The sequence below is a fragment of the Streptomyces sp. BK340 genome, from assembly GCF_007827595.1.
In the GTDB taxonomy this organism is placed as follows: Bacteria; Actinomycetota; Actinomycetes; order Streptomycetales; family Streptomycetaceae; genus Streptomyces.
In genome coordinates, this window is sequence record NZ_VISR01000007.1 from 267,392 (window position 1) to 278,130 (window position 10,739).

The 10,739-nt window shown below is 71.0% G+C and carries 9 protein-coding genes; 3 read left to right on the plus strand and 6 right to left on the minus strand.

The window, feature by feature from the left end; all coding sequences use genetic code 11:
* The first annotated feature begins 196 nt into the window (after window positions 1-196).
* A complete protein-coding gene (locus FB157_RS16665; protein WP_145880392.1) occupies window positions 197-940 on the plus strand; it encodes a beta-phosphoglucomutase family hydrolase in 744 nt (247 codons plus the stop codon).
* A complete protein-coding gene (locus FB157_RS16670) occupies window positions 937-3,333 on the plus strand; it encodes a glycoside hydrolase family 65 protein (RefSeq protein ID WP_145880394.1) in 2,397 nt (798 codons plus the stop codon). The genes FB157_RS16665 and FB157_RS16670 overlap by 4 nt, the downstream gene beginning before the upstream one ends.
* Before the next feature lie 30 nt (window positions 3,334-3,363).
* Here the strand turns inward: FB157_RS16670 and FB157_RS16675 are convergent, their stop codons facing one another.
* Genes FB157_RS16675 through FB157_RS16695 form a run of 5 tightly spaced genes read right to left on the minus strand, consistent with a single transcriptional unit; the run spans window position 3,364 to window position 8,792 of the window.
* Window positions 3,364-4,383 (minus strand): histidinol-phosphate transaminase, encoded by a 1,020-nt coding sequence (locus FB157_RS16675; protein WP_145880396.1) that lies wholly within the window; start codon window positions 4,381-4,383, stop codon window positions 3,364-3,366.
* 3 nt (window positions 4,384-4,386) lie between these two features.
* Window positions 4,387-5,406 (minus strand): 3-oxoacyl-ACP synthase III family protein, encoded by a 1,020-nt coding sequence (locus FB157_RS16680; RefSeq protein WP_145880398.1) that lies wholly within the window; start codon window positions 5,404-5,406, stop codon window positions 4,387-4,389.
* Window positions 5,403-6,056 (minus strand): SRPBCC family protein, encoded by a 654-nt coding sequence (locus tag FB157_RS16685; RefSeq protein ID WP_145880400.1) that lies wholly within the window; start codon window positions 6,054-6,056, stop codon window positions 5,403-5,405. The genes FB157_RS16680 and FB157_RS16685 overlap by 4 nt, the downstream gene beginning before the upstream one ends.
* Window positions 6,028-7,779, minus strand: coding sequence for a thiamine pyrophosphate-binding protein (locus tag FB157_RS16690; RefSeq protein WP_145880402.1), 1,752 nt, complete (start codon window positions 7,777-7,779; stop codon window positions 6,028-6,030). Before FB157_RS16690 ends, FB157_RS16685 begins: the two co-directional genes overlap by 29 nt.
* Window positions 7,776-8,792, minus strand: coding sequence for a GlxA family transcriptional regulator (locus tag FB157_RS16695; protein ID WP_315903819.1), 1,017 nt, complete (start codon window positions 8,790-8,792; stop codon window positions 7,776-7,778). Before FB157_RS16695 ends, FB157_RS16690 begins: the two co-directional genes overlap by 4 nt.
* Window positions 8,793-9,063: 271 nt before the next feature.
* On the opposite strand from FB157_RS16695, the gene FB157_RS16700 reads away from it, so the two are divergent.
* A complete protein-coding gene (locus FB157_RS16700) occupies window positions 9,064-10,101 on the plus strand; it encodes a GDP-mannose 4,6-dehydratase (protein ID WP_145880468.1) in 1,038 nt (345 codons plus the stop codon).
* Between the two features lie 97 nt (window positions 10,102-10,198).
* Here FB157_RS16700 and FB157_RS16705 read toward each other — a convergent pair whose 3' ends face one another.
* A complete protein-coding gene (locus tag FB157_RS16705; RefSeq protein WP_145880404.1) occupies window positions 10,199-10,498 on the minus strand; it encodes a hypothetical protein in 300 nt (99 codons plus the stop codon).
* Window positions 10,499-10,739: the final 241 nt, after the last annotated feature.

The following is a 10,739-nucleotide window of genomic DNA, read 5'->3' on the forward strand; positions in this document are numbered from 1 at the left end:
CCGCAGGGCCCCTGGCCGGCCGCACCGCCGGCCTGGGGCCCTGCTGTGCCACGGCTGTGTCCTTCGGTCCTGCGTCCCCCCGGTTCGTCCCGATCCCACCCCGGCCGCGCTCGGCCCTCGACCGTGCGGGTGCCTTCCGGCGTGCCGGACAGTGGCCTGCCGCGAGCGGCGGCGGACGCCTCCTAGCCTCGGCGACATGCTGGGTCTTCCTGCTCATGTCCGTGCCTGCCTGTTCGACCTCGACGGTGTCCTCACCCGGACCGCCACGGTGCACGCGGCTGCCTGGAAGGAGATGTTCGACGACTACCTCCGCGAGCGCGCGACACACGAGGGCACCGAGTTCGTGCCCTTCGACGCGGTGGGCGACTACGACGAGTATGTGGACGGGCGGCCCCGCGAGGACGGCGTGCGCACGTTCCTCGCCTCGCGCGGGGTGCACCTGCCCGAGGGAACGCCGGACGACGCGCCGCAGGCTGAGACGGTGAACGGACTGGGCAACCGCAAGAACGAGCTGGTGCTGCGCCGGATCCGCGAGGACGGGGTGGAACCCTACGAGGGCTCGGTCCGCTTCGTGCACGCGGCGCGGGAGGCCGGCCTGCGCTGCGCGGTGGTGTCGTCCAGTGCGAACTGCCGGGACGTCCTGGCGGCGGCCGGCATCGAGGACCTGTTCGAGCAACGGATCGACGGAGTGGTGGCGCACGAGCGCCGGCTGCGGGGCAAGCCCGCCCCGGACACCTACCTGGAGGGGGCCCGCGTGCTCGGAACGGATCCGGACGCGGCCGCGGTGTTCGAAGACGCGCTGGCCGGGGTCGAGGCCGGGCGGGCGGGACGGTTCGGCGTGGTCGTGGGCGTCGACAGGGTGGGCCAGGGGGATCAGCTGCGGGCGCACGGGGCGGACATCGTGGTCCGTGACCTGGCCGAACTTCTGCAGTTGCGATGATCACCCACCCCAGCTACACGGTCGAGCCGTGGTGCCTGCGCGAGACCGAGCTGAACCTGGACGTGCTCGCCCAGAGCGAGTCGGTGTTCGCGCTGTCCAACGGGCACATCGGGTGGCGCGGCAACCTCGACGAGGGAGAGCCCCACGGGCTGCCCGGCGCCTACCTCAACGGCGTCCACGAGCGGCATCCGCTGCCGTACGCGGAAGCGGGCTACGGATATCCCGAGTCCGGCCAGACGATGATCAACGTCACCGACGGCAAGATCATCCGGCTGCTGGTCGACGACCACCCGTGCGATCTGCGCTACGGCCGGCTGGTGGCGCACGAACGGGTGCTGGACTTCCGGTCCGGAGTGCTCAGCCGCACGGCCCGGTGGACATCGCCCGGCGGCCGCACGGTCCGGATCACTTCACGGCGACTCGTGTCCTTCACCCAACGCGCGGTCGCCGCCATCGTGTACGAGGTCGAGCCGATCGACGGACCGACCACGGTGGCCGTGCAGTCCGAGCTGGTCGCCAACGAACAACTGCCCGGCGCGGCGGGCGACCCGCGCGTGGCCGCCGCCATCGAGTCCCCCCTGAACGCCGAGGAGCACTTCGCGCAGGACACCCGCCTGCGGCTCGTGCACTGCACCGACCGCAGCGCACTGCGGGTGGCGGCAGCGGCCGACCACCTCATCGAGGGACCCGGGAGCACTCGCCGGACGGCGCAGAGCGAGCCCGATGTCAGCCGTCTGACGGTGACCGCGGACCTGGTGCCCGGGCAACCGCTGCGGCTGGTCAAGTTCGTGGCCTACGGCTGGTCGGGGGAGCGTTCGCTGCCGGCCGTGCACGATCAGGTGGACGGAGCCGTGGCGGCCGCGGTCAGCACGGGATGGGACGGGCTGGTCGCCGCGCAACGGGCGTACCTGGACCGCTTCTGGGCCGGCGCGGACGTCGAGGTCGAGGGCGACGCACAGATCCAGCAGGCGGTGCGGTTCGCTCTCTTCCACGTGCTCCAGGCGGCGGCCCGCGGCGAGAACCGGGCCATTCCCGCGAAGGGCCTGACCGGAACCGGGTACGACGGGCACTCCTTCTGGGACACCGAGTCCTACGTGCTGCCGGTCCTGACGTTCACCGCGCCGGAGACCGTCGCGTCGGCACTGCGATGGCGGCACCAGATGCTGCCGGCGGCCCGGGAACGCGCGAGCCAGCTGGGCCTGTCGGGAGCGGCGTTTCCCTGGCGGACGATCGACGGTGGCGAGAGCTCCGCCTACTGGCCGGCCGGTACGGCTGCCTTCCACATCAACGCCGACATCGCCATGGCCGTCGTCCGGTACGCCGCGGTGACGGGGGACGAGGACTTCGAGCGTGGTGAGGGGTTCGACCTCCTCGTGGACACCGCTCGGCTGTGGCGCTCCCTCGGGCACCACGACCCGGAAGGCGTTTTCCACATCGACGGGGTCACCGGACCCGACGAGTACAGCGCCATCGCCCGCGACAACCTGTACACCAACCTGCTGGCCCGGCAGAACCTGCTGGCCGCCGCGGAGGTGGCGGCGCGGCATCCCGACCGGGCCGCGGAACTCGGTGTCGACGACGAGGAGACCGCCGTGTGGCGGGACGCCGCGGCGCGCATGGCGAGGCCGTACAACGAGTCCCTCGGCGTGCACGAACAGTCCGCCGGGTTCACCAGTTTCCAGCGCTGGGACTTCGAGGCGACCCCGCCCGAGCACTACCCGCTCCTGCTGCACTACCCCTACTTCGACCTGTATCGCAAGCAGGTCGTGAAGCAGGCCGACGTGGTGCTGGCGATGCTGGCGTGCCCACACCTGTTCTCGGACGAGCAGAAGGCACGCAACTTCGCCTACTACGAAGCGCTCACCGTCCGCGACTCCTCCCTGTCGGCGTGCTGCCAGGCGGTGCTCGCCGCCGAGACCGGGCATCTGCGGCTGGCCTACGCCTACCTCGGCGAGGCCGCGCTGATGGACCTGGACGATCTGGAGCACAACACCCGTGACGGGCTGCACATCGCCTCCCTCGCCGGGACGTGGATCGCCCTGGTCGCCGGTCTCGGCGGCCTGCGCCGGTACATCGGCGAGGAAGGAAAGCCGGGCCTGCTGGCGTTCGCACCGCGCCTGCCGGAAGCGCTGTCCAGGGTGGCGTTCACGGTGCTGGTGCGCGGACGCAGGCTGAAGGTGGACGTCGGCCCGGCCCATGTGCGTTACCGGCTGGTGGAGGGTGAACCGCTGGAACTGCTGCATCACGGGGAACCGCTGACCGTGACCCCCGACGGCCCGGTGGACCGGTCGATGCCCGCGGCACCTGCGCGCCCCGAGCCGCAGCAGCCACCGGGCCGCCGTCCGGCGGGCCTGCTCGCAGGGGAGGAGCACCAGGCGGAAACCCAGGACTAGGTTCCTGCCCGGCCGCCACGGAGGCGTGCTTCACGTCCGCGCCGCACCACCGAGCACCCGCACTCCTGCCAGCGCGGTCAGCACGGTGTCGTTGGCGTTCCGGTCGCCGACGGTGAGCCGGAGTCCCTCGCCGGGGTAGTGGCGCGCCTGGACACCGGCGCCGGTGAGTGCTGCGGCGCCCTCGTCGACCGGATCGGGCGCGGCGAGCCAGACGGAATTGGCATGGCCGGGGCGCACGCACCAGCCGAGGGACACGAGTGCACGCCGAAGCCGTTCGCGTTCGGCGACGACGGTGTCCACGCGCAGGCGCAGTTCGCTCTCGGCCCGCAGCGAGGCCTTCACCGCCGCTGTCGCCACCGCGTTGATCCCGAAGGGCAGCTGCTGCCGGCGGACCCGCTCCACCAGGTCGGGCGCGCCGAGTCCGTAGCCGACCCGCAGGGCGGCGAGGCCGTATGCCTTGGAGAAGGTGCGCAGGACCAGCAGGTTGGGGTGTGCGTCCAGCAGCGCCGACGTGTCCGGCAGGTCGGCACCGCGGGCGAACTCCACGTACGCCTCGTCGAGGAGCACGGTGACGCGCCGGGGGACCCGGCGCAGGAACGCCGACAGTGCGCCGGCGGTGACGAGGCTTCCGGTGGGGTTGTGCGGATTGCACAGCACCACGACGCGGGTGCGGTGGTCGAGCGCCGCGAGCAGGGCGTCCAGATCCTGGTGGCCGTCCGGCGACAGGGGGACGGGGACAGGCTGAGCGCCGGCGATGGCGGCCAGGACAGGGTAGGCGTCGAACGTGCGCCAGGCGTAGGCCATGGTGTCGCCCGGCCTGACCACCGCCTGGAGCAACTGCAGGGCGACGCCGACCGACCCGCTGCCGACCGCGACACGGTCGGAGGGCACCCGGCACCACGCGGCGATCCGCTCGGTGAGGTCGTCGGGGTGGAACTGCGGGTAGCGGTGGGCCTCCGCGACGGCCCGTTGCATGGCCTCGCGTACCGGGGGCAGTGGGGGGTACGGGCTCTCGTTCAGGGCGAGTCGGTGCAGTACGGGGACGTCCATGCCTCAGTCCCGTCCGCCGTGCCAGCGAACCGCGACGGCACCGGCGAAGTCGCCCGCGTGGGCGAAGCCTCCGAGCACCATCAGGTCGCCGTCCGCCACCTGCCGGGAGCCGATCGCACGGTCCAAGGTGATCGGGATCGCCGCCCCGAACAGATTGCCGTATTCGTCGAAGGTGTTCAGGTGCCGTTCGGCCGGCAGTTGCAGCGCCTCTCGCCAGTTCCGCAGGAAGGTGCGGTTGGGCTGGTTGGTGATGAGGACGTCGATGTCCGTGCTCGCCACGCCGAGCCGCCGGCACAGATCGAGGACCACTTCGGGGACGAGGCGGTTCCCGCGTGCCAGGACCTTGGCGACGCTCGCGTCGGTGAACCCGATCCGCAGCTGGGACTCGCCCGGCTCCCAGTACTTGCGACCGTCGTCGAGCGCCACGGTCATGTCGCCGGCGTACTCGCCGATGTGCCGGGTCTCCACATCGAGGACCGGCGACTGTGCCGACGTCGTCACGAACGCCACACCGCACCCGTCGCCCGGAATCGCCGCCTGGGCGAGTCTGCGCACCTCGGACTGAGTGAAGCATTGCCCCGCGGCGCTTTGCGCGTTGCAGATCAGCGCGGTCTTCGCGTCGGTGGAGGCGAGGATCTGCCGGGCCATCTTCAACATGTACACAAAGGACGCACAGCCCGCGTTGGCGACGTCGACGAGCCACTCCGGGTTCAGGCCCAGCCGGCGCGCCACCTCGGTTCCGGCGCCCACGAACGGCAGGTCCGGCAACTGGCTGTGCACCAACAGCACGTCGACGCCGCGGATCGCCGCCCTGCCGTGCCGTTCGATCAGGGGCTGTACGGCGCGCTCGACCATGTCCGCGTTGGTCTCGTCCCCGGCCACGTGGTGCCGTGACAGCGGGACCTTGAACATGGGGTGGTTGCGGAGCTTGTCCTCGGCCCCGGGGTATTCGGTGTAGTACTCCGCGGGGACCGGCTCACCGGGGAGGTAGCTCGCCACGTCGGTGAGGCTGACCGTCGTCACTGCGCCACCGCCCTGCCCGGAGCCACGCTGACCGGCAGACCGCTCCGGTGGCGGTGTTCCAGGATCGCCTTGAGGTTGTTCATCTCCAAGGTGTGCCCCGCGTAGAAGAGGTCCCAGTAGTCGCCCACCCAGGGCCGGTCCGGGCGGGGAGCCAGGTCGGGGCGCGGGTTCTCGTCGTAGTAGGGATGGCGGCAGTTGGTCCAGGTGATCACCGAACCCGGCTTGTCCAGCACCAGGAGGGCCGGCACGACCCGCATCAGGTAGATCATCCACAGCTTCTCGCCCTGGTCCCACGAGCAGCGGTAGTCCACGGTCATGGCCTCGGGGTTGGCGACCACCTCGCAGTAGATCCTGGTGTCGTCCTCCAGCCGGTCGTGACCGACCCACAGCCCCGGTGTGCCGGTGGGCGCGAAGTCCCGCAGGCTGCAGGTCCATTCCTCCAGATGGTGCCCCTGGCGCAGATAGTCGTAGGCCTGCTCCGGGGGGCAGTCGACGTACTCGTGGATGGTGCAGTACTGCCCGTAGACCTGATGGTGGGGGTAGACCGCGTGGGTGAGCTCCATGCAGTGGGCGGTCAGTTCCTCCTTGCCGGCGTTCTCGATCCGGATCAGACCGGGGATGTCAGCCAACATGGACGACTCCTCGCTCATGCGAACCCTCCTTGCTCTCGGTGACTTCGGTGAAGGACTGGAAGGGAAGGAACGGGGGGATCTCCCGTGGATCACAGGCCACGGCGACGAACGCCGGGCCGCCGCCCGCATTGCTGCGCAGCAGCGCCGTGCGCAGTTGCGCCGCGTCGACGGCTCCCGTGGCCTCCAGCGACGGGAAGGCGGCGGCCACTCCGGCGGCGAGGTCCGCCGGGGCGAACAGGTCGTCGCTGCGGACGCCGCCCTGCAGGAACTCCTCGCGCAGCGCGCACATGGCGTGGGCGTTGTTGTTGAAGATCACGAATGTCACGGGTGCGCCGTACTCCACGGCGGTGTGCACTTCCATCCCGTGCATGAAGAAGGCCCCGTCGCCTGCCAGGACGTAGGTGCGCCGGCCGGTGGCGAGTGCGGCGCCGATGCCGGCACCGAAGGTGTAGCCCATACCGCCCATGCCGACCGCCAGCACGAAGCGGCCGCGGCGCGGTGCCGGGAGGAGATGGACCGCGCTGGCCCCCGCGTTGCCGGCGTCCACGAAGACGTGCGCGTCCTCGGGGAGCGCCGCCGCCACCGCGGCGACCGCCTGGGCATGGGGGACGGTTCGCTCCCGGGCCCGAAAGTCCGGACCCGGCACGGGCGCGGGGAGCGGGCCGGCGTGCGGCGGGCAGGGACGTGGGGCCGACGGCAGCCGGGCGGTCACCGCGCGGAGCGCGTCGCGCAGGTTCCCACCCAGTGCGATGCCTGCCACGAAGGGCGGTTCGGGGTCGAGGCACACGACGTCGGTGGCGGCCAGGGCCTGGTCGAGGCCGCCACGTGCCAGGAGCGGCAGCCGGGTACCGGCCAGCAGGCACAGATCGGCCCGCCGTAGACATTCCTCGACGTTTGCGTGGCCCATCACCCCGGCCACGCCGGCGAATCGGGGATCGTGGTTGTCGAAGACGTCCTTGGCGTCCGGGGTGACCGCCACCCATGCCCCCAGACGCCGGGCCAGTTCGGCCAGTTCGCCGCGTGCGTCGTCGGCGGCAACACCCTCACCGGCGATGACGAGGACGCGACCGGCCCCGCGAAGGGCGTCCGACACGGCGCTGACGGCAGCCGTGTCGAGCGGTGCCACGGTGGCCGCCGCCCGGCCGCCCGGTGCCGGCTCCGGGTCAAGGGCGGGCACCCGGATACGGGCCTGCTGCACGTCCTTGGGCAGCAGCAGCACGGCCGGCCCGCGTGGTTCGGCCTGTGCCGCCGCCATTGCCCGGGGCAGCAACTCCCTGAGCGAGTCCGCGTCGTCGACCCGGGCGCAGAACCGGGAGACGGGTGCGAAGACCTCCCGTGCGTCGAAGGAGCCCGCCCTGCCGCTGGAGTCCTGGAAGGCCCCGTGCCCTTCCTGACCGGTCGGCGGCTGGCCCACCAGGGCCAGCACAGGAACGCGGGAGGCGTACGCCTCCGCCAGACCCGGTACGAGATTCATCGCCCCGCCGCCCGAGGTGGCCGCAACGACGCCGAGGCGCCCGGTAGTACGCGCGTACCCGTCGGCCATGGTGACGGCGGAGAACTCGTGCTTGGCGACGACGCCGCGGACCGTACCGCCGCGATGCACCGCGTCGTACAGGTCCTCGATGTTCGCGCCGCCCACGCCGAACATGTGGGTGACGCCGGCCCTGGCGAGTTCCCCGGCCAGATAGTCGGCCAGGCGTATCGTTCCTGCCTCGCGTAATTCCGCGGTCGCGGTGGTCATGCGGGGCTTCCCTCCCTCTCGTGGTGCCGGTCGATGAGGCCGGATGGCGAGATGACCTGAAAGCGGTGCCGGTATTCCTTGGGCGTGAGTCCCAGCGTCCGTCCGAAGGAGCGGAAGAACGTCTCGGTGGCGGCGAATCCGCAGCGGCCCGCTATCTGGCTGATCGTCAGGTCTGTGGTCTCCAGCAGTTCGCGTGCGCGGGCGATACGCGTGCGCTCGACGTAGTGGCCGGGTGTCGTGCCCACCTCGCGCCGGAAGACCCTGGCGAAGTTGCGCTGACTCATGTTGGCCTGCCGCGCGATCTCGGCCACGGGCAATGGGTTGTCCAGGTTGTCCAGAATCCACTCCTGCGCCGCCCGGATCGGCGGATGGTCGGCCAGCTGGGCGTCGAGGACGGCGCTGTACTGGGACTGTCCTCCGTGCCGCTTGAGGAACAGCACGAGAAACCGTGCCGTCTCCAGTGCGAGCGCCGATCCGTGATCGGCCTCCACCAGAGCCAGCGCCATGTCGATGCCCGTCGACACGCCCGCGGAGGTCACGAAGGGGCCGTCCCAGACGAAGATCGGCTCCGCGTCCACCGTCACATCCGGATAGCGGCACGCCATCGCCTCGCTGTAGGCCCAGTGCGTGGTGGCGCGTCTGCCGTCGAGCAGCCCGGCCTCGGCCAGCAGGAAGGATCCGCCGCAGACGGAGGCGACTCTGCGCGACCGGGCCGCCGCCCCGCCGATCCAGGACACCAGCTCCTGGTCCCGGAGAGCGTTGCCGACGCTCCATCCCCCCGGCACGAGAAGCGTGTCGATCGGGCCCTGCCCCGCCTCCAGCGGCGCCGCCCCGACCACCACCCCCGAACTCATGCGCACCAGCGGCGCGTCGGCGGAGACGAAGTCGGTCCGGTAGGGGGTGCCCGAGGGACCCAGGAGCCGGTTCGCGGTATCGAACACTTCAATCGGTCCGGTGATGTCCAGGGCCATGGCGCCCGCGTACACCACCACAACAACACGTCGCTCCAACACGGTCACAGCCTGTATCGGATCTCGCACTGGCTGCAATGACAGATTACTGACGTATCCGGCCAACAGGCGGGCCCGGACCGACAGGAGGGGCGCTGGTCAGGCAGTTCGTGCGCCGGGCGGGTGGCAAGGGGTGAGGCAGCTCACAGAGTGGCTCGTGTCGCTGCTGTTCGCCGATGTGGTGTCCACCGTGCGGCCGGAGTCTCGCAAATTCCTTAGGGCCGATGCTGGTTCGCTGGCACTCCGAGAAGGCCGTGGCGGTGGAAGGGAAATGATGTCCAAGCGTGCGCTGATCACCGGAGTGACCGGGCAGGACGGGTCCTACCTGGCAGAACATCTGATCTCGCTGGGTTACGAGGTCTGGGGCCTGGTCCGGGGGCAGGCGAACCCGCGCAAGGACCGCATCGGCCGGCTGATCCCGGACCTGCGGTTCGTCGACGGCGACCTGATGGACCAGGGCAGCCTGGTCTCCGCGGTGGACCGGATCCAGCCTGACGAGGTCTACAACCTGGGGGCCATCTCCTTCGTCCCCATGTCGTGGCAACAGCCGGGACTCGTCACCGAGGTCAACGGCAACGGCGTGCTGCGCATGCTGGAGGCGGTCCGGATGGTGAGCGGGCTCAGCGGTGGTGCGGCGGGGGTCGGCGCCCCGGGGCGGATCCGCTTCTACCAGGCGTCGTCCTCCGAGATGTTCGGGATGGTCGCGGAGACGCCGCAGCGCGAGACCACCCTCCTGCACCCGCGCAGCCCCTATGGCGTCGCCAAGGCGTTCGGCCACCACATCACGCGCAACTACCGCGAGTCGTACGGGATGTACGGCGTCTCCGGGATCCTGTTCAACCACGAGTCCCCGCGGCGGGGTGCCGAGTTCGTCACCCGGAAGATCTCCCTGGCGGTCGCGCAGATCAAGCTCGGCATGCAGGACAAGCTCAGCCTCGGCAACCTCGACGCCGTACGCGACTGGGGGTTCGCCGGCGACTACGTCCGGGCGATGCACCTGATGCTCCAGCAGGACGAGCCGGGCGACTACGTGGTGGGCACCGGCCGGATGCACTCCGTGCGTGAGGCCGTGCGCCTGGCCTTCGAGTACGTGGGTCTGGACTGGGAGGAGCACGTCGTCATCGATCCGGCGCTGGTGCGGCCCGCGGAGGTGGAGGTCCTGTGCGCCGACTCCACCCACGCCGGCACGGTGCTGGGCTGGGAGCCCGAGGTCGGCTTCGCCGAGCTGATGCGGATGATGGTGGAATCCGACCTCGCCGAGGCACGGCTGGTCCGTGAACACGGAGCGGCGCTCACCGGCGCCCGCTGGTAGCGGGCGGCCGTAAGGGCCTGCGGACGCGGGCTCCCGGACTCCGGTCCGGGAGCCCGCCGTCGTCATGTGCGCAGCCGTACGACTCGGGCGGTACGTCTCAGGAGCCGTTGTGCGGTGCGCGCTGCTGCTGCCGTGCCAGTGTGAGGATCGCCAACGCGATCTCCGCGCCGGGCCGGCCCAGGCGAGCCGTGTACTCCCGCAGCATCTCCGTCTCCCCGGTCAGCGTCGTGGCCGGAAGACCCGCGGCCCGCCGGCTCAGCTGCCGGCCCCGGGAACGCTGCACCCGCCGGAGCAGATACGCGATCAACTCCTCGTCCTGGGCATCGAATTCGGCCGGATCGCCGGGAGCGGACGGTGCGGGACACGGCGGATTGCCCGTCGGGGCGGATTCGGGCATGCGAAGTGATCCTCGTCGAAGTCGCTGGCCGGGGTGTCCCCCCGGAACCCATCTCGCAGCGCCGATGCTGTCCCGCCCACCGGCAGCAAACCCCTAGTGTTGCCCGCCGGCCGGCTCCCGCAGGAGCGTTCGGCCCCGCCCGTCCCAGCCCGGCACCCCGCCACGACTAGGGGTTTTCCTGCGCCGGCCTGCCGAGACTGTGCGCTGGTCTGCGCTGGTCTTCCAGATGGGTTGAGTTGAT

What these genes read in the sequence shown, in the direction of transcription:
- FB157_RS16690 (WP_145880402.1), bottom strand. Translation starts at nt 7,779, where the DNA reads ATGACCACCGCGACCGCGGAATTACGCGAGGCAGGAACGATACGCCTG.
- FB157_RS16685 (WP_145880400.1), bottom strand. Translation starts at nt 6,056, where the DNA reads ATGAGCGAGGAGTCGTCCATGTTGGCTGACATCCCCGGTCTGATCCGG.
- FB157_RS16700 (WP_145880468.1), top strand. Translation starts at nt 9,064, where the DNA reads ATGTCCAAGCGTGCGCTGATCACCGGAGTGACCGGGCAGGACGGGTCC.
- FB157_RS16665 (WP_145880392.1), top strand. Translation starts at nt 197, where the DNA reads ATGCTGGGTCTTCCTGCTCATGTCCGTGCCTGCCTGTTCGACCTCGAC.
- FB157_RS16675 (WP_145880396.1), bottom strand. Translation starts at nt 4,383, where the DNA reads ATGGACGTCCCCGTACTGCACCGACTCGCCCTGAACGAGAGCCCGTAC.
- FB157_RS16705 (WP_145880404.1), bottom strand. Translation starts at nt 10,498, where the DNA reads ATGCCCGAATCCGCCCCGACGGGCAATCCGCCGTGTCCCGCACCGTCC.
- FB157_RS16670 (WP_145880394.1), top strand. Translation starts at nt 937, where the DNA reads ATGATCACCCACCCCAGCTACACGGTCGAGCCGTGGTGCCTGCGCGAG.